The 19,148-nt window shown below is 71.9% G+C and carries 13 protein-coding genes; 7 read left to right on the top strand and 6 right to left on the bottom strand.

Annotation, left to right across the window (positions count from 1 at the left end; all coding sequences use genetic code 11):
* Nucleotides 1-24 precede the first annotated feature (24 nt).
* From ACWFRU_RS35215 to ACWFRU_RS35205, 3 genes are all read right to left on the bottom strand, one after another.
* Nucleotides 25-768, bottom strand: coding sequence for an N-acetyltransferase (locus ACWFRU_RS35215; protein WP_453692166.1), 744 nt, complete (start codon nt 766-768; stop codon nt 25-27).
* 61 nt (nt 769-829) lie between these two features.
* Nucleotides 830-1,555 (bottom strand): HNH endonuclease family protein, encoded by a 726-nt coding sequence (locus ACWFRU_RS35210; RefSeq protein ID WP_453692165.1) that lies wholly within the window; start codon nt 1,553-1,555, stop codon nt 830-832.
* Nucleotides 1,552-2,256, bottom strand: coding sequence for an MOSC domain-containing protein (locus ACWFRU_RS35205; RefSeq protein WP_453692164.1), 705 nt, complete (start codon nt 2,254-2,256; stop codon nt 1,552-1,554). Before ACWFRU_RS35205 ends, ACWFRU_RS35210 begins: the two co-directional genes overlap by 4 nt.
* Nucleotides 2,257-2,476: 220 nt before the next feature.
* On the opposite strand from ACWFRU_RS35205, the gene ACWFRU_RS35200 reads away from it, so the two are divergent.
* The gene (locus tag ACWFRU_RS35200; protein WP_453692163.1) at nt 2,477-2,899 is read left to right on the top strand and encodes a nuclear transport factor 2 family protein; all 423 of its coding nucleotides are present in this window, start codon (nt 2,477-2,479) and stop codon (nt 2,897-2,899) included.
* A gap of 139 nt (nt 2,900-3,038) precedes the next feature.
* The gene (locus ACWFRU_RS35195; protein WP_453692162.1) at nt 3,039-3,794 is read left to right on the top strand and encodes a GNAT family N-acetyltransferase; all 756 of its coding nucleotides are present in this window, start codon (nt 3,039-3,041) and stop codon (nt 3,792-3,794) included.
* 28 nt (nt 3,795-3,822) lie between these two features.
* Here the strand turns inward: ACWFRU_RS35195 and ACWFRU_RS35190 are convergent, their stop codons facing one another.
* The gene (locus ACWFRU_RS35190; RefSeq protein WP_453692161.1) at nt 3,823-4,452 is read right to left on the bottom strand and encodes a TetR/AcrR family transcriptional regulator; all 630 of its coding nucleotides are present in this window, start codon (nt 4,450-4,452) and stop codon (nt 3,823-3,825) included.
* 169 nt (nt 4,453-4,621) lie between these two features.
* Between ACWFRU_RS35190 and ACWFRU_RS35185 the strand changes: the two genes are divergently transcribed.
* The gene (locus ACWFRU_RS35185) at nt 4,622-6,979 is read left to right on the top strand and encodes an MMPL family transporter (protein ID WP_453692252.1); all 2,358 of its coding nucleotides are present in this window, start codon (nt 4,622-4,624) and stop codon (nt 6,977-6,979) included.
* Between the two features lie 77 nt (nt 6,980-7,056).
* Here ACWFRU_RS35185 and ACWFRU_RS35180 read toward each other — a convergent pair whose 3' ends face one another.
* Entirely contained in the window at nt 7,057-8,127 is a 1,071-nt protein-coding gene (locus tag ACWFRU_RS35180) for a saccharopine dehydrogenase family protein (RefSeq protein WP_453692160.1), read from the bottom strand.
* Between the two features lie 660 nt (nt 8,128-8,787).
* On the opposite strand from ACWFRU_RS35180, the gene ACWFRU_RS35175 reads away from it, so the two are divergent.
* The 4 genes from ACWFRU_RS35175 to ACWFRU_RS35160 all read left to right on the top strand — a co-directional run bounded on the left by ACWFRU_RS35175 (nt 8,788) and on the right by ACWFRU_RS35160 (nt 15,202).
* On the top strand, nt 8,788-11,058 hold the full coding sequence (locus ACWFRU_RS35175) for a hypothetical protein (RefSeq protein WP_453692159.1): 2,271 nt from the start codon (nt 8,788-8,790) through the stop codon (nt 11,056-11,058).
* A gap of 62 nt (nt 11,059-11,120) precedes the next feature.
* Complete coding sequence (locus ACWFRU_RS35170) at nt 11,121-13,652, top strand: aminotransferase class III-fold pyridoxal phosphate-dependent enzyme (RefSeq protein ID WP_453692158.1); 2,532 nt, start codon at nt 11,121-11,123, stop codon at nt 13,650-13,652.
* 48 nt (nt 13,653-13,700) lie between these two features.
* On the top strand, nt 13,701-13,964 hold the full coding sequence (locus ACWFRU_RS35165) for an acyl carrier protein (RefSeq protein ID WP_453692157.1): 264 nt from the start codon (nt 13,701-13,703) through the stop codon (nt 13,962-13,964).
* Nucleotides 13,961-15,202, top strand: a complete 1,242-nt coding sequence (locus tag ACWFRU_RS35160) for a beta-ketoacyl-[acyl-carrier-protein] synthase family protein (protein WP_453692156.1) — start codon at nt 13,961-13,963, stop codon at nt 15,200-15,202. The genes ACWFRU_RS35165 and ACWFRU_RS35160 overlap by 4 nt, the downstream gene beginning before the upstream one ends.
* A gap of 90 nt (nt 15,203-15,292) precedes the next feature.
* On the opposite strand, the gene mfd is transcribed toward ACWFRU_RS35160, so the two are convergent.
* Complete coding sequence (gene mfd / locus ACWFRU_RS35155) at nt 15,293-18,823, bottom strand: transcription-repair coupling factor (RefSeq protein WP_453692155.1); 3,531 nt, start codon at nt 18,821-18,823, stop codon at nt 15,293-15,295.
* Nucleotides 18,824-19,148: the final 325 nt, after the last annotated feature.

Raw genomic sequence — 19,148 nt, 5'->3', positions numbered from 1 at the left:
AAGTCGACCGCCGTGCGGCCGGGCTCACAGCACGTGCCGCACCCATACGTTCGGCTCCACGTACACCGCGTACCCGCGTTCCGGCTCGCAGAGCACCGGCACCAGCGCGCCCGGCACCTCGACGGGACCGGCGGTGTCGAACGGCAGCCCGGTCCACGCCCGCCACTGCGCGAGCGAACCGGACACGGTCATCGACGCGTGCGCCACCTTCTCGATGGTGCCGCCCGCCCGCACGTGCACCCGCAGCCACGGGTCGGCGGGCAGCCCGTCGTCCCGCGTACGGACCGCGTACGCGTCGATCAGTTCGGCCGGTTCGAGGTGCTTGGCGTTCGGACGGACCGGGGCGACGACCTCCGCGAAGCCACGCGCGCGGGCGTTCTCGCGCATCGCGGCGAGCATCCGCCCGGAGACACCCTGCCCGAGGAACTCCGTCGCCACGGTGATCTCGATCGCGCTCACCGTGTCCGGCTTCCTGCCGTGCCGCAGGTCCGAGAACGCCCAGAGCATGACCTGGTCCCAGCCGCCGTCCGGCAGCTCCCCGCGCCCGTCCGCGTCCAGCGCGAACGGCACGCTGAACGCCTTGGCCGCGACCGTTCCCCGCTCGTCGGTGGCCACCAGGACGTACTCGGGGAAGTCCTTGACGATGCGCCCGATCATCGACCACGCGATGGGATCGTTGCCGATGAACTCCGGCCAGGTGTCGTCCATCGCCCAGAGCGGCCCGGCGAGTTCGGGCCGCTCGGCCAGCGTCGTGATCTTCAGGTCCATGCCGCGGACGCTAGCGGGCACGGGCCCGCCTGTTAAGTCGTTTTCCGGCGTACGAAGCCGCTCAGCGCGCGTGGAACCGTCCGGGCGCGGCCGTCGGCCCCTCACCCACCGGCAGCTTCTCCCGGGGACAGTTCGACAGGACCCGCTTCATCGCGTCCCGTTCGGCGCCCGTCACCCACACCTCGTACTTCTTCTTGACCGCCACCTGCCGCGCCACATAGGCGCACCGGTAGCCCTTGTCCGGCGGCAGCCACGTGGCCGTGTCGCCGTCCCCCTTGCCGCGGTTGGGGCCCGCGTCGACCGCAAGGAGGTTGAGCGGGTCGTTGGCGAAGGCGATGCGCTTGCTCGGCTCCCACGTGCCGGCGCCCTTCTGCCAGGCGTCGGAGAGGGCCACGAGATGATCGATGTCGACCTGGCTGCGCCCGCGCACGAACGTTACGTCTTTGCCGGTGTACGGGTCGGGCGAGAGCTTCCCGGAGACCACCTCGCAGTCGCCGTCGCGGTACTTCACGTCCTTGAGATCGCGCTTGAGTATGTCGTCGCGGGTGCCGCAGGAATTGGAGTCCGTGTCGGCCCAGGGGCTGCCGAAGCGGTCGCGGTCGTACCCCGTCCTGGGCGCGCGGCCCTTGACGGTGAGCGTGTCCACCGCGGCGAGCGCGGGGCCCGCCTTGGCGTCGGGCCCGGAGGAGCCCCCGGGCGTCTCCTCCAGGGAGCAGCCGGTGACGGTTCCGGCGACGGCGAGCGCGAGCAGCAGTGCGGCCCGAACTCCCTTGCCGTGCACGCTCATCGGAGGGTCACCTCCGCCCCGAGCGCGAGCGTGCCGGGTGTCACGACATCCGCGTACACACCGATGCACATGCCGCGCGACGCGGTGAGCGTCTTGAGGATGCGATTGTCGGCCGGGAGGCCGCGCTGGGCCTGGGTGGTCATGACGCAGCGCTCGATGCGTTCGACGACGCGCAGGCGCAGGCCGCCGTCGAAGGAGATCTCCCGTCCCACCCAGTCCTCCTCGATCCACGGCTCCTCGGTGCCGACCACGATGTTCTTGCGCAGTCTGCGTACGTCGACGGGGTCGGAGTCACCGAGCAGCTCGCCGAGCGCGCGCAGCGAGGCGGTGCCGACGAGGGAGACGGCGCCCGCGTCCTGATGGCTCACCTCGCCCTCGCGCGCCAACTCCACGCCCGCGCCGAAGAGTTCGCCGACGCGCGGATCGCCGGGCCGCAGGGTCTCGCCGTCCGGGGTGGTGACGACGGGGTCGCCGCCGCCCTTTCCGTCACCCTCGCCGCCCGCGTCACTCTCGTACACGGCGGTGTACTCCAGCATCCCGGGCGTCCGCCGGAACCGGCGGCTGTTCTTGCCGCTCCCCAGCTTCCCGTCCTCGTGCCGCAGGGCCCACAGCCGGTCACCGGCCACGCCCCGCTCGTCGAGGACGAGCCGCTCGCGCTCCTCCCCCAGCATCGACTTCACCGGAAACCGGACGAGTCCCACAACGGCCCCAAGCCCCACGGCACTTCCCCTCCCCTGGCTCACGCGCTCGCGTCTCTCACCGTCACCGTACCGAGTGACTGGTTTAGACCATAACGTCCCCGCCGGGCGGTGAGGCGGACGTGGCACCGCCGGACGGCATTACCTCCGGCGTAATCGACCTCCGCGCGGCCCCGCGGAAGGATCGGACGCGTCCACAGGGAGACCGACCGAGGAGCAGCAGATGACCGTCACCCCCTCCACCGAGGACGCCACCCGCGCCGCCGTCCAGACCTTCCTCCAGTGCAGGATGGCGGGAGACGCCGAGGGTCTTGCCGCGCTCTTCGCCGACGACGTCGACTGGATGCTCGCCGAGAACCCGGGCGTGCCGTGGATCCGGCCGCGGTCCACCGCCGCCGAGTGCGCCGCCCAGGCCGCCGAACTCGCCGCGCACACGGTGCCGGAGAAGGCCGGGGCCACGGTCGACACCCTGCTCGTCGACGGCACCGATGCCGTGATCTTCGGCCGGCTGTGGGGCACCGTGCGCGCCACCGGCAAGTCCTTCGAGGGCCCCTTCGCCCTGCGCCTGACCGTCGAGGACGGCCGGGTCACGCGCCACCACCTCTACGAGAACAGCCGCTCGATCGCCGACGCCTGCGCCCCCTGAGCCACCGCGCCACCCGTACGGCCGAAATCGGTTCACATGACTTGGTCAAACGAACAAGTGCCATCTATCGTCACAACAGGGAGCCAATAGACCCCCACCAGGACATGGGCAGCCAGAGCTGCGGAAACAGGTGGTCATCGTGCAGAACCCCCAGAGCACACAGAGCGCCCGCAACTCCCGTACCTCCCGCACCTCCCGTACCTCCCGGCCGTATCCGGACCTCGCCGTCACGGTCCGCCCCGCCGTCACCGCCGATCTCGACTTCCTCGTCCAGGTCATGGAGACCGCCGCCACCTCCCACCTGGACCGCTGCTGCTGGGAGCCGCTTCTCGGCGAGGGGACCGGGGTCACCCGGCAGATCCTGCGCACGCTCGCGCTCTCACCCCGCGCCCACTGGTGTCATCTGTCCCGCTTCTGGGTGGCGGAAGCCTCGCCCACGACGGAGCGCGGCACGAGGCCCCGCCCGGTGGGCGCCCTCACCGCCTACGACCCCGCGACCGAGGGGCACGCCGCGATCGGCGAGCAGTGCGCCGTCCTCGCCGCCACCGCCGACTGGCCCGGCACGGCCGCCTTCGAGGACGTGTACGAGCGCCAGCGGATCTTCCGGTCCTGTCTGCCCACGGACTACGCCGGCGCCTGGGGGATCGAGAACGTCGCCGTCGTCCCCGAGTTCCGGGGCACCGGCGTGGTGCAGGCCCTGCTCGACCACGCCCTGGACCTGGGGCGCGAGCAGGGCTACGCGTGCGCGCAGGTGCTCTGCCTCAACGGCAACACGCGGGCCCAGCGCACGTGGGAGCGCGCCGGGTTCGAGGTGCGTGCCGACTACCGGGGGCGGGAGTTCGACGCGCTGATGGGCGCGCCCGGTCTCAAGCTCCTGGTGCGGGAGTACGCGTAGTCCCGCCCCATGACCGCGTCGGCCACGCCTACTTGGCGCGCGTGAGGTTCAGCGTCGCCTCCAGGAGGCGCTCCAGGTCGGCCGCGGAGTCCGCGTCCGCCGCCGAATCCCCCTTGCCGTCGCCCATCACCAGGTGCCGCAGCGAGAGGCCGTCGAAGCCCTGGAGGAAGAAGCGGGCGACGACAAGGGGTTCGGCCGCGTGGGCGCCGTCCGTCAGGGCGAGCACGCCCGCAATGAGCTCCGCCGCCGTCTCCTCCAGGTCGCGCTGGTGGCGGCGGAGCAGTTCGTGCAGGTCGGGGTTGCGCACGGCGTACGTGGTGAGCTCGATGAACAGCCGGAAGCGGCCGGGCTGTTCGCGCAGCGCCTGCCACAGCGCCTCGGCCATCCGCCGCATGGCGCGCTCGAAGTCGGCGGGACCCTCCTGCCCCTCGGGGGCGGCGCCGCGCACCAGCTCGACCAGCTCGACGGTCATCTGCTCGATGACGGCGCGGTAGAGATCACGCTTGGTGCCGAAGGTGTAGTGCACCGTCGCCTGCGCCACGCCCAGCTCGGCGGCGATGGCGCGGGTGGATCCGGCGTCGACTCCCTCGCGGGCCATCAGCTCGATGGCGGCTTGGACGAGTTGCGGACGCCGCTCGGCGGCGGGGATGTGTGCCATGGCCCCAGAGTATCGGTGGGAGCGACTCAATCAGTCGACCCTGACGTATGACTTCGTCACTCGACTTTGTCAGGTGACCAAGTTGCGCGTATGGTGGTCGGCGTAGGCAGGCGAAGGGCTGTTCCGCGGCCCCGCGCCACGTACGCATCCCGCGATGGAGGCACCTCCCATGGCCCTGCTCCTCTACCGACTGGCCGGGCTCTGCTATCGGCGCCGACATGCCGTGGTGGCCGTCTGGCTCGTCCTGCTGCTCGCCGTCGGCGGACTCGCGGCGGCGTTCTCCGGAAAGACCACCGACGAGTTCCGGGTGCCGGGCACCGAGGCGCAGACCACCATCGACCGCATCTCGGACCGCCTTCCCGAGTACGCGAACGCCTCCGCGCAGGTCGTCTTCGCCGCCCCCGAGGGGCAGTCGCTCACCACGCCCGAGCGGCGCGAGGCGGTCTCGGCCGCGGCGGCGGCCATCGGCAAGGCGGACGGCGTCGCCCAGGTCATCGAGCCGTTCTCCGCGCAGGCGGTGTCCAAGGACGGGCGGATCGCCCTCACGCAGGTGGTGTTCGACGCCCGTCTGCACGACCTCGGCGACGGAGCGCGCGACGCGGTGCGCGAGGCCACCGAGAGCGCCGAGAAGGCCGGTGTCCAGGTCGAGTTCGGTGGCGACGCCTACACGCCGACGGTGACCGTGGAGGGCGGCGAGGCCATCGGTGTCGGCGTCGCGGTGCTCGTCCTGCTCATCACCTTCGGCTCGATGCTCGCCGCCGGTCTCCCGCTGCTCAGCGCGCTGGTCGGCGTGGGCCTCGGCATGGCGGGGCTGCTCGCGCTGACCGGCTCGTACGACATCATCTCGACCGCGCCGGTCCTCGCCCTGATGATCGGCATGGCGGTCGGCATCGACTACGCGCTGTTCATCGTCTCCCGCCACCGGCAGAACCTCGCCGAGGGCATGGAGCCCCGGGAAGCGGCGTCCCGGGCGGGCGGCACGGCGGGCAGCGCCGTGGTCTTCGCCGGGGCGACCGTAGTGGTGGCGCTGGCCGGGCTCGCGGTGGCCGGGGTGCCGTTCCTGACCGTGATGGGTCTGTCGGCGGCCGGGGCCGTGATCATCGCCATGCTGATCGCGGTCACCCTGCTGCCCGCCCTCTTCGGGTACGCGGGCCGCTCGGTCGACCGGCTGCGCCTGCCGGGGCTCGGCGGCGGCAAGAAGAAGCCGGGCGAGGGGAAGCCGGGCGAGGCGAAGCCCGGCAGTGGGAAGCTCTCGGCGGGCGAGCGCTGGGTGCGCGGGGTCGCGCGGCGGCCCGTCCTCGTGCTCGTCGCCTGCCTGGTGGGCATCGGCGCGGTGGCCATCCCCGCCAAGGACCTGCGGCTCGGGCTCCCCGGCAACGGCTCGTACCCCGAGAGCACTTCGGCACGTCAGGCGTACGACCTGGTCAGCGAGGGGTTCGGGCAGGGGTTCAACGGACCGCTCATCGCGGTCGCCGAGGCCAAGGGTGCGGCCCCGCTCTCCGAGGGCGGCGTCAAGCAACTCGCGCAGAAGCTGGGCCAGTTGCCCGGTGTGGCGACACCGCTTCCGCCCTCCGTCGACAAGACGGGGAAGCTCGCCGCGATCCCCGTGATCCCCAAGGGCGGCCCCGATTCGCGGGCCACCGAGGACCTGGTCGCGGACATCAGGGACGAGGGTGAGCGCGCGGCGGCGGACGCCGGGATGAAGCTCACGGTCACCGGCACCACCGCGGCCAACATCGACGTGTCGAAGAAGCTGAGCGATGCCCTGCCGCCGTTCCTCGCGGTGATCGTCGGCATCTCGCTGATCCTGCTCGCGCTGGCGTTCCGCTCGCTGCTCGTCCCGCTCAAGGCCGTCGTCGGCTTCCTTCTGAGCATCGCGGGGTCCGCCGGCGCCGTGGTGGCCGTCTACCAGTGGGGCTGGCTCTCGGACTTCATCGCGGTGCCGAAGGTCGGTCCCGTGGTGAGCTTCCTGCCGATCCTGCTGATCGGGGTGCTCTTCGGTCTCGCCATGGACTACGAGTTGTTCCTCGTCTCCCGCATGAAGGAGGAGAGTTCGCGCGGGGCCGCTCCGAAGGACGCGGTGATCGCCGGGTTCCGGGACGGCTCACGGGTCGTGGTGGCCGCCGCGCTGATCATGATCTCGGTCTTCGCCGGGTTCGTCATCGGCCACGACCCGATCGTGCAGCCGATCGGATTCGCGCTCGCCGTCGGCGTGTTCATCGACGCCTTCGTGGTGCGGATGGCGCTGGTCCCCGCCGTCATGATCCTGCTCGGCAAGGCCGCCTGGTGGTTCCCGCGCTTCCTGGAGCGGACCGTGCCGCACGTGGACATGGAGGGCGAGCGGCTCTCCGCGCAACTGGCGGGCGGCGCGCCGGCCGGGGCGAAGCAGGACGCCGCGTCCGCCGAGGGAGCCGGTGACGACGACGGCGACGGCGGCGACCTGGTCGACAGCCACGCGGGTGGCGTCGACGGCCACGCGGGCGGCATCGACCGCTCTCCCGCAGATCGGCGTGGGGCCGGCAAGTGACCCGTCCTCACGCACCGCGTCCGGTTCCGGGCAACTCCATTCCCCCGTCGCCCCGGAACCGGTCGGGCTTGGGCCGGCTACGCGCCCGCGTCGCCGGCCCAAGCCGTCAGGCCGTGCGCGGCCAGCGCCTCGGGCACCCCCGCGAGGCCCGCCGCCTCCTCGATGTGCCGGACGCCGGAGGGCACTTCACCCTCGTACACCCGCGCGGCGACCTCCGCCGCGGTGAGCCCGGTGAAGCGGGACTGCGACGTGGCGGTCAGGGCCCGCGTCACCCGGCGCCCGCCCCGGTGCGCGTCGACCCGCACCGCGAACCGGTCGCCGCCCAGGTGGACGCGGGTCAGCGAGGCGGTGAGCAGCCCGTCGAGGCGGGCCCTGCGCGCGGCACGGAAGACGCCCGCCCTGCGCAGCCCGAACAGCAGGCCCGTGAGCGCGCCGGAGTCGAGGCCGAGCCGGGTGGTGACGTCCGGGACGCCGAGGGTGCGGCGCAGGGTGTGCTGGTCGGAGAAGGGGAACGGATGGTGGGTGCGCTGCCGGCCCGGCGGCCAGGTCGCCACCCGCAGCGGACGCGCCCGGCCGCCGTTCCCGTCCATGAGCTGGGCGACGGTCCAGCGCACCGCGTCCTTGCCGTGGGCCTCGCCCGCCCCGAGCACGACGGAGATGTCGAGGCGTTCGGCGCCGCCGACGGCCTCGGCCGCCCGGCGGGCCAGCAGGTTGGTCAGGCCGGGGGCGACCCCGACGCTGAGCACGGCGGTCGCGCCCCGCTCGCGGGCGAGCGCGTCGTGCCGCTCGACCTCGGTGATCAGCGAATGCGTCGCGGTGACGTCGACCAGACCGATGCCCCGCTCGAAGAGAAGCCGCGCGGGATGGGCGGCCGGGGTGCGGGGCTCCACGGAGAGCACCACGAGGGAGACCCCCTCCAGCGCCTGTTCCAGTGAGGCGGGGTCGGCGAGGTCGACGCGCGCGGGAAGCAGGGTGCCGCCGCTGCCGGCGGCGAGTTCCACGGCGCGGGCCCGGTCGCGGCCGGCGACGATCACCCGGCCCGGCAGCCGCCCCGCGAGGTCGAGTGCGGTGACGCGGCCCACGGCGCCATAACCGCCGAGCACCAGGATATTCCCGTCCCGCTTCTTCGATTTCGTTAAATTCTGCATGACCCAATGAAATCAATTGGACCGGTGCCGAAGCAAGCGAAGACATCAATTCCGGGTTACCGGACACCGAACAGATTTCAACTTCCACCCCCCTGCGGGTATTACGTGACCCGCATCACGCGACGCGTCCATTGATCTGCTTGACCCGAAGAACTTCGCTGCTGAATGATGACACTTGAACCAGAAAACCGGGCAACGACGCCCGGCTACGTTCGACAACGGGGGCCCCACATGTGTCACTTCATCGACGAGTCGTAGGCCAACGACCGACCACGTCGGACCGCGACTTCTCCAATTCCCTCAAGGTGTCTGCATAAGTGCAGGTCAAGCGTGCCTCAAGCGTGCGCTGACCTCGTTTGCGACGCCTTGATCCCAGGCTGCCCGTTCCGGGCTGCACGCCTTCCTCACGATACCCTCGCACGAGGTCTTCACGTGTGCGACCGAAGGCCTTTGCGATGCCCTTTTCCGTTTACCCGCATGGGAGCAGCAAAGGTGTCATCGAGCTCATCGAAAGAATCGGCACACCAATTAAGCAACCGCTTTTTCGTCCTCTCCATCAGTAAAAGAGCGGACTTCCACGAGCGGATCGCCACCGGCTTGCACGACCTTATGGAAGAGTCCGCCGACCCCTCCATAAGCACTCCTGTATACCGCGAGACCTTGGCCAGATCCCGACGTTTCCTCGACCGTGCCGTACCCGGTCTCGACATACGGATCGTCACCGCGGACAGCACATCGGCCGCCGCCCGCGCTGTCCGGGAATCGCCCCTCGGGGCCGCGCTCTCACTGGTCCTGATCGACGCCGACGGGGCGGGCCTGAGCGCCGACCCCTTCGACGGCTCGCTTCCCCAGGCCCTCGGTGAACTGGCCGAGGCACTGCCCGAGCCGTTGCGCACCACGCTCTCCGCACACAGCACCTATGTCTACGGGGTCGGCGCATCGCCGGAGAGCCTCGCTGCCGCGCAGGTCGCCCGCCCCTATGTACTGCGCGCCCTGCCCGCCGACGCCTGGGTCCTCGCGGCCGACGTCATCTGCGCGTTCACCGACCACGTGCAGCTGCGGCACACCGGCTCCGCCCTGCGCGCGGCCACCAAGAAGGGCCCCTCCGCCCTCGCCGCCGCACTGCACGACTTCCTCGGCCGGCAGCCCGGCGCCGAGGGCGACGGACCCTGGGGCCTGCACTACTACACGGGCTCCGTGGTCTCCGGCACCATCTCCGACCTGGACCGCCTCGCCACCGCCACCGGCAACCCGGTCCTGCGCGGGCCGAGCGAACACAGCCTGGCCAGTGGGGCGTTGGCGCGCTGGCAGCTCGACCGGGCGCCGTTCGTGATCGTCGTGACCAGCGGCATGGTCGACGAGTTCCGCGGCACCCTGGCCAATCTGCGCGACGCCCGCGCCCGCGGCTTCGTCATCTGCGCCGACACCCCGCCCGACGCGTGGTTCCCCTTCCAGGGCACGGTCCACGCGGCCGAGGACTCCCGCGCCGTACTGGCCGCCAAGGGCGTTCCGTACGTCTATCTCGACGACCCGGAGCGCATCGCGGACGACCTCGCCGAGGCCTACGCCGCCTATCACGCGCACCGCGGCCCGGTATTCCTGCTCGCCACGCCCGCCGTGCTCGACGCGACGGGCACCGCCGCCGAACTGAACCGGCCAGAAGCCGTCGAGCCGCCAGCGACCGCCGCCCTCCAGGTCAAGGAGAGCGACCTCGGACCGGTGCTCCGCATCGTCAACTCCGAGCCCAGCAGGCTCCTTTGGCAGTGCGGCTCGCTGGACACGGAGGAGTCCTGGCTGGTCCACGACATCGCGTCGCGGGCGGGCGTCGGTCTCGCCGACTCCCTCACCCGGCCCGGCAGCGTGGGCCGCCACCGCGACGGGTCGGTGGTCGAGGAGTATCTGGGCACCCTCGGCCTGTACGCCTTCTCCTCACGCGTCCACGCCTATCTGCACGAGGACGGCAGGCTGCGCCCGCGCGGCGAACAGGCCCTGTTCTTCCTCAAGAGCCGCCTGGGCGAGGCCGCCACACCCTTCTCGCCCCGCACGCTCTCCCGGCAGCTGCGCATCGTCCAGGTCACCGACGAGAAGGCGCACCTCGCTCCGTACGCCGACCACCCCGTGCACGCCGAGGCGCGCGCCTTCCTCAAGGCCGTACGAGAGGGGCTCGACGTCACGCCCAGCGTCCTCGACGTACGCAAGGAGGCCATCGCCCGCACTCGCGACAGCGCCTCCGACGTGATCCACGGGCTCCCCGTGCTCCCGATGAGCGCCAACTACTTCTTCCAGCACCTTCGCACCGTGCTGGAAGAACTGATCACCCGGCACGGCTACACCTACACGGGCGTCTTCGACGTGGGCCGCGGCGGCATCTCCGCCGTCCGCAACCTGCCGCGCACGGGCCCCGGCTTCTCCGGCTGGTACGGCAGGGCACTGATGGGCGACGCGCTGCAGGCCGTGCCCACCGTCGCCCTGACCCGCGACGACAACGTCCTCGCGTTCATCGGCGACGGCGCCGCATCGCTCGTACCGGACATCACACCGACGCTCGTGCAGCAATCCGCGCTCTACGGACAGCGGTTGCGGCAGAACGTCACCGTCTTCCGCCTCGTCGACGGCGGCCACTCCGTCATCCGCACCTACCACGAGGGCCGCACCGGCGCCGAGTCCAGCCGCCAGACACAGGTGCTCTCCCTCCTGGAACCCGAGTGGACCCGCCGCTACGGCGACCTCACCGTCCGCCACCGGCACATCACGGACGCGGCCCGTACCGACCTGCGCGGCCTGCTCCAGCAGCGCGCCGCCGTCACCTTCGCCTCGGTGCTGCTCTCCCACAACAACGAGGGCGACGGTCTGAGCCTGCTCTCCTCGCTCGGCTGGCAGCGCGACGAGCTGCCCGAGCTGACCTTCGCCATGGCACGCGCGGCCCGCTGACCGCCCGCGCCCGCCGTACGCACAGACGTCTCCTGACACCCACGAATCGGAGTCATCTCCCCATGCCGGCCACCTTCGGCTTCCTCGCGCATCCCATCAGTTCAGGCCACCGCAACCAGGTCCGCGCCCTCGACCTACTCGGCCGCCTCTTCGACGACCACCGCGGCACACCCGAACCGCCCGGCACCCGCCGCCACCACGTGCCCGTGCCGCTCCTCACCTCCGTGACCTCCGCCACCGGCGCCACCGCGACCGGCGAGGTCCGCCATCTCCCTTACACCGCGCAGCAGTTGCTGGCCCGCCCGACCACCGCACGGGACCTCGTCGTCGCCGAGGTCAGCGCGCTGCGCGAGGAGGCGGGCGCGCAGCTCGTCGGCCTCGGCGGCGCCACCTCCATCGTCGGCGACCGCGGCCTGTGGACCGCCGAACAGGTCGGCGTCCCGGTCACCAGCGGCAACTCGCTGACCGTATACGCGGCCCACGCCGAAATCGGCCACGTCGTACGGCTGTTGGGGCTCAGCCCCGAGAGCACGCGGGTCGCCGTCGTCGGCTACCCCGGCTCCATCGGCCTGGCCATCGCGAAGCTGCTGCTCGGCGACGGCCACCCGCTGGACCTGGTGGCCCGCATCGGCACCCAGTCGCCCGAGCGGCTCCTGCGCCACCTCGACCCCGTGCACCACGACCGGGTGCGGATCGTCGGGGACGTCGCCCAGTGCACCGCCGAGACCCTCCTCTACGTCACCGCTTCCTCGGTCGGCGGCCTGGTCGACCCCGCCGCGCTGCGGCCGGGGTCGATCGTGGTCGACGTGGCGCTGCCCCGCGACGTGGCCGAGCCGCCCGCGCCGGGCAGCGACGTCCTGGTCATCGACGGCGGCCTGGTCAGCGCGTCGGACGAGGTGACGGTCGGCGACGGTTCGCTGCCCGCGCCCGCGCAGCAGCTCAACGGCTGCCTCGCGGAGACCATCGTGCTCGCCCTCGAAGGCCGCGCCGAGTCCTTCTCGCTGGGCCGCGAGCTCGACCTGGAGCGGGTGCGCACCATCGGCGTTCTGGCCGCCCGGCACGGCTTCAGCCCGACACCGCTCGCCTCCTTCGGGCGCACCGTCCACGACGACGACGTGGAGCGCCTGGCCCGCCACCACCGCCCCGCCAAGTCCACGTCCCCGGCGCCCGCGCCCGACACGGCCGCCGAGACGCCGCGCCGCTTCGAGCAGCACGTCAACCCGCCCATGGCGCGCCTCTTCGCCGCCCACGGACTCGACCGGGTCTTCACCGGCGGCAGCGGCGCCACCCTGACGACCGCCGACGGCACCGACTACCTCGACTTCATCGCCGGGTACGGCTGCCTCAACCTCGGCCACAACCACCCCGAAGTGACCGGCAGGCTGCGGCAGTTCCTCGACGCGTCCGCGCCGACCTTCGTGCAGTACGTCTCCATGCCCACGCACTCCGCCGAGCTCGCCGAGCGGCTCAGCGCCGTCTCCCCCGGCCGCCTGGAGCGGGTCTTCTTCAGCAACTCCGGCACCGAGGCCGTCGAGGCGGCGCTCAAGCTGGCGCGGGCCGGCACCGGCCGCAGCCGCCTCGTCTACACGGAGAACAGCTACCACGGCAAGACGCTCGGCGCGCTCTCCGTCACCGGCCGCGCTGGGCACCGCGCCCCCTTCGGCCCGCTGCTCCCCGAGACCGCCGAGGTGCCCTACGGAGACCTCGAAGCCCTGGAGCGGGCCATCGAAGGGGCGGCCGGATTCATCGTCGAGCCGGTGCAGGGCGAGGGCGGTGTCGTCCTGCCGCCGCCCGGATATCTGCGCGCCGCACGGGAGTTGTGCCGCAAGGCCGGGGCCGCGTTCATCCTCGACGAGATCCAGACGGGCCTCGGGCGCACCGGGGCACTGTTCGCCGCCGACCACGACGACCTCCAGCCGGACATCCTGTGCCTGGCCAAGTCCCTCTCCGGCGGCCTCGTCCCGATCGGCGCGACCCTGTGCGACGCCGACCTGTGGGACGCCGCGTACGGCACCACCAACCGCTCCATGCTGCACTCCTCGACGTTCGGCGGCGGCAACTTCGCGGCGGCGGCAGGCCTCGCCACCCTCGACGTCCTGACCGGCGACGACCTGCCCGCCCACGCCCGCAAGGTCGGCGAGCACCTGCGCGGCAGGCTCACCGAGGTGACCGCCCCGTACGGCTTCGTCAAGGACGTGCGCGGCGTCGGCATGATGACCGCCATCGAGTTCGACGGGGACTTCTCCGGCGCCGTACGAGCGCTCACCGACGAGGCGCTCACCCGCTTCCCCGGCGATCTGCACACCCTCGTGGACTGGCTGCCCGACGAGCTGCGCAGCGCGCTCTCCGGCGTCGGACGCGCCATGGAGTCGACGCTCGGCGACCTGATGTGCCTGCGGTTCGTCGGGACCCTGGCCCGCGACCACAAGATGCTGACCTTCGTCACCGCCAACCGGACCGGCGTCATGCGCATCCAGCCGCCGCTCGTCCTGGACACGGCGCAGGCCGACCGCTTCGTCGACGCGTTCGCCGAGGTGTGCCAGGGCCTCGCGCTCCACGCCGACCTGGGCGCCTACCGGCAGCCCGCCGCCTGAACTCCGCCCCGTACACACCTTCTTGGACCTGTGAAAGGAACAGCCACCATGAGCAACACCCTTCAGCAGCAGATGACGGACTACCTCGTCGACCGGCTCGGCCTGCTCCCCGAGGAGATCGGCCCGAAGGCGCGGTTCAAGGAGGACATGGGCCTGGACTCCCTCGACATGGTCGAGCTCGTCTCCCTCCTCGAGTCCCACCTGGGCGCCGCGGTCGCCGACACCGCCCTGGAGCACCTCACGACCCTCCAGGACGTCGTCACGTACCTGGAGGAGCACGGCACCACCTCCACGTCCGAGGCCGCCGCGTGAGCGCCCGCCGCGTCGTCGTCACCGGCATCGGCCCGGTCACGCCGCTGGCCATCGGCGCCAAGCACTTCCAGGTGGCCCAGATGGAGGGCCGCAGCGCGATACGGCCCATAACCCGCTTCGACGCCTCCGCCATGCCCGTCCGGATCGCCGGCGAGGTGGACCTGCCCGAGGATCTCGCCCCGGACCGGCGCACCGAAAGGATCACCGACCGGGCGACCCAGCTCGCGGCCGCCGCGGCCGAACTGGCCCTGCGCGACAGCGCGCTCGACCTGCCCGCCGAGGACACCGACCGGATCGGCGTGGTCATCGGCTCCGGCGTGGGCGGCGGCGGAAGCACGGAGGAGAACCTCCGTGCCGCCTACGAGAAGGGCGGTTACCGCGGCCTGTCCGCACGGTTCATCCCGGCCACGATGGTGAACAGTTCGGCAGCCTGGATCGGCATCAAGTACGGCCTGACGGGACCCAGCAGCGCGTCGGTCACCGCCTGCGCCTCCGCGGCCGACTCCCTGGTCGCCGCCCACCAGATGATCACCAGCGGCGAGGCCGACGTCGTCATCGCCGGGGGCACCGACGCCCCGGTGATCGAGTCGGTGCTCGGCGGCTTCGCCAAGATGCGGGCGCTGTCGACGCGCAACGACGAGCCGGAGCGGGCAAGCCGCCCCTTCAGCGCCGACCGGGACGGTTTCGTCCTCGGCGAGGGCGCCGCCGTCCTCGTCCTGGAGGAGGCCGGTCACGCGGCGGCGCGCGGCGCCGTGCCGCTCGCGGAGTTCAGCGGCTACGGACGCTCCTCCGACGCGTACCACATCACCGCCCCGCGGCCCGACGGCTCGGGGGCCGCGAAGGCGGTGATCGCGGCCCTTCGCTCCAGCGGGCTGACCCCTGAGGACGTCGACCTCGTCAACGCCCATGGGACGGCCACGTCCTTCAACGACGCCGGGGAGGCCGCGGCGCTGCACCTCGCGTTGGGCGAGGCGGCGGGGCGGATTCCGGTGACGGCCACGAAGTCGCTCACCGGGCACACGCTGGGTGCCTCCGGGGCCATCGAGGCGGTGTCCGCCGTGCAGAGCATCGTGCACCGGGTGGTGCCGCCGACCGCCAATCTCGATGAGCCTGACGCGGCGCTCGGCCTTGATGTCGTGGGGGCGGGGGGTCGGGAGGCGGCCGTCGACACCGTGCTGTCGAACTCGTTCGCCTTCGGCGGGCATAACGTTGCACTGGTCTTCCGGCGGCTGGGGTAACGCTGGACCGGCCGGTTCTCGTCTGCCGGTCTGATGTGGCTGGTCGCGCAGTTCCCCGCGCCCCTTACGGGGCGCGGGGAAGCTTCGCTCCTACGAACCCAGGATCGACGTGAGGAACTCCCCGACCCAGCCCAGCAGTTCGCGGCCGACCAACGGCTTTCCGCCGACCTTGGCCGTCTTCGGGCGCGGGACCAGGAGCTGGTGGACGTTGGCCTTGATGACCGTGCCGGGGTAGAGGCGCTTGAGCCGCAGTTCCTGCGACTCCCGCAGTTCCGCCGGGGCGAACCGGATGTTGTTGCCCTGCAGCACGATCTCGCCGACCCCGCAGGCACGGGCCAGCATGCGCAGGCCCGCCACCAGGAGCAGGTTCTCCACGGGCTCCGGCAACTTGCCGTAGCGGTCGGTGAGTTCCTCCCGTACGGCCTTGACGTCCTCTTCGCTGCTCGCGGAGGCGATCGAGCGGTAGGCCGCCAGACGCAGCCGCTCGCCGGGGGCGTAGTCGTGCGGGACGTGCGCGTCGACCGGCAGCTCGACCTTGACCTCCAGCGGCGGCTCCTCCTCCACGCCGCCCTCCAGGGACGCGCGGTAGTCGGCCACCGCCTCGCCCACCATGCGTACGTAGAGGTCGAAGCCGACGCCCGCGATGTGTCCGGACTGTTCGCCGCCCAGGAGGTTGCCCGCGCCGCGGATCTCCAGGTCCTTCATCGCCACGTACATGCCCGCGCCCATCTCCGTGTGCTGGGCGATCGTGGCGAGGCGCTCGTGGGCGGTCTCGGTCAGCGGCTTCTCCGGCGGGTAGAGGAAGTAGGCGTAACCGCGCTCGCGGCCTCGGCCCACGCGGCCTCGCAGCTGGTGGAGCTGGGAGAGGCCGAAGTTGTCGCCGCGTTCGACGATCAGCGTGTTGGCGTTGGAGATGTCGATGCCCGACTCGACGATCGTCGTCGAGACGAGCACGTCGAACTTCTTCTCCCAGAAGTCCACCACCACTTGTTCCAGGGCCTGTTCGGACATCTGGCCGTGGGCGGTGGCGATGCGGGCCTCGGGGACGATGTCCCGCAGGCGGGCCGCCGCGCGGTCGATAGACTCGACGCGGTTGTGGATGTAGAAGACCTGGCCCTCGCGCAGCAGTTCGCGGCGGACGGCCGCGCCGATCTGCTTCTCCTCGTAGGGCCCGACGAAGGTCAGGACCGGGTGGCGTTCCTCGGGCGGCGTGGTGATCGTCGACATCTCACGGATGCCGGTCACGGCCATTTCGAGCGTACGGGGAATGGGAGTGGCCGACATGGTCAGCACGTCGACGTTGGCGCGCAGCTTCTTCAGCTGCTCCTTGTGCTCGACACCGAAGCGCTGCTCCTCGTCGACGATGACCAGGCCGAGGTCCTTGAATTTCGTCTCGGAGGAGAAGAGGCGGTGCGTGCCGATGACGATGTCGACCGAGCCGTCCCGCAGGCCCTCCAGGGTGGCCTTGGACTCGGTCTCCGTCTGGAAGCGGCTGAGCGCCCGCACCTTCACCGGGAACTGGGAGTAGCGCTCGGAGAACGTGCCGAAGTGCTGCTGCACGAGCAGCGTCGTCGGCACCAGGACCGCGACCTGCTTGCCGTCCTGCACCGCCTTGAAGGCGGCACGGACCGCGATCTCCGTCTTGCCGTAGCCGACGTCGCCGCAGATCAGGCGGTCCATCGGGACCGTCTTCTCCATGTCCTCCTTGACCTCGGCGATGGTGGTGAGCTGGTCGGGCGTCTCCACGTACGGGAAGGCGTCCTCCAGCTCGCGCTGCCAGGGGGTGTCGGGGGCGAAGGAGTGGCCGGGGGCCGCCATGCGGGCGCTGTAGAGCTTGATGAGGTCGGCGGCGATCTCCTTGACCGCCTTCTTCGCGCGCGCCTTCGTCTTGGTCCAGTCGGCGCCGCCCAGGCGGTGCAGCGTGGGGGCCTCGCCGCCGACGTACTTGGTGATCTGCTCCAGCTGGTCGGTGGGGATGTAGAGCCGGTCGCCGGGCTGGCCGCGCTTGGCGGGTGCGTACTCCACGACCAGATACTCGCGGGTGGCGCCCTGGACGGTGCGCTGCACCATCTCGATGTAGCGGCCGACGCCGTGCTGCTCGTGGACGATGTAGTCGCCGGCCTCCAGGGTCAGCGGGTCGATCGTCTTCCTGCGGCGGGCGGGCATCCGCTGGCCGTCCTTGCCGGCCGCCTTCTGGCCGGAGAGGTCGGTCTCGGTGAGGACGGCGAGCTTGAGCACGGGGTCGATGAAGCCGTAGTCGATGGAGCCGCAGGAGACGTGCACGACGGAGGGCGTCAGCTCGGTGAGCTCGCCGTCCAGGCGGGCCGCGATGCCCTCGCCGCCCAGGACCTCGACGGTGCGGGCCGCCGGGCCGTGCCCCTCGGTCACATAGACGGTGCGCCAGCCGTCGGCGAGCCAGCCCTTGGTGTCGGCGAGCGCCTTCGCGGTGTCGCCGCGGTAGGTCTCGGTGGCGTGCATGCCGAGCTTGAGGGTGTCGTCGCCAAGCTCCTCGTCGGCGGCGAAGGGGGACACGGACCACCACATCATGCCGAGGTCGCTCGCGTGGTCGCGGACGTCGGCGATGCCCCACAGGGAGGCCGCGCCCACGTCGATGGGCGCCTCTCCGCCCCCGGCGGTCGCGGCCCAGCTCGCCTGGAGGAACTCCTGCGAGGTCGCCACCAGGTCGGCGGCGCGGGTGCGCACGCGCTCGGGGTCGCAGACCACGGCCATGCTGCCTTGCGGCATGACGTCGAGCAGCAGCTCCATGTCGTCGACGAGGACCGGCGCGAGGGACTCCATGCCCTCGACGGCGATGCCCTCGGCGATCTTGCCGAGCAGCTCGCCCAGCTCGGGGTGCTGTTCGGCGAGGGCGGCGGCCCGCTCCCGCACCTCGCCGGTGAGGAGCAGCTCCCGGCAGGGCGGCGCCCACAGGCCGTGCTCGGCGACTTCGAGGGACCGCTGGTCGGCGACCTTGAAGTAGCGGATCTCCTCGACGTCGTCGCCCCAGAACTCGACGCGGAGCGGGTGCTCCTCGGTCGGCGGGAAGACGTCGAGGATGCCGCCGCGCACGGCGAACTCGCCGCGCTTCTCGACCAGCTCCACCCGGGAGTACGCGGCTGCCGCGAGGGCCTCCACGGTCGCGTTCAGGTCCGTGCTCTCGCCGCTGCGCAGGGCCACGGGCTCCAGGTCGCCCAGGCCCTTGACCTGCGGCTGGAGGACGGAACGCACGGGGGCGACGATGACGGAGACGGGACCGGTCTCGGGGTCGTCGGGGCGCGGGTGGGCGAGGCGGCGCAGGACGGCGAGGCGGCGGCCGACGGTGTCGGAGCGCGGCGAGAGGCGCTCGTGCGGCAGTGTCTCCCAGGAGGGGTACTCGGCGACGCCGTCCGGCGGGATGATCGTGCGCAGCGCTGCCGCCAGGTCCTCGGCCTCACGCCCGGTCGCCGTCACGGCGAGGACGGTGCGCCCGGTCTCGCGGGCGAGGGCCGCGATCGCGAAGGGGCGCGCGGCGGGCGGGCCGACCAGGTCCACGTGCATGCGGTTGCCGTCGGCCGCGGCCTTGACCGCTTCGGCGAGTGCGGAGTCCTTGACGACAGCATCGAGCAGACCGTGCAGGCTCATGTGGGCTTTCGCTTTCCGTCCAGGTTCCAGGGCGCGCGGGGCAACGCGAAGGGCCCGGCAACGTCATACGGGCCGGGGGTCTCCAGCGTACGACCACGGACTGACCGCCGCTGGCCGTCGGGGCCCGCCCGGAAAGATCCGGCGCGCGGTTTTGGCCCGTCCGGCGCGTAGATCCAGCCCGTCCGGCGTCTGAGGACCCGGGTCCGGGGCGGAGCCCCGGGGACGGCGGGCGGCCACACGAAGAGCCGGACCGGCACACACGAGTCGGGCCCCCGCCGGGCCCGCCAGGCCGGGGGCGCGTCCCCCCCCCCCCCCCGGCGGGGGC

It is taken from the genome of Streptomyces sp. NPDC055099, assembly GCF_053607685.1.
Note: the sequence above shows the minus strand (reverse complement) of the source record. Positions and strands in the feature narration are given on the sequence as shown.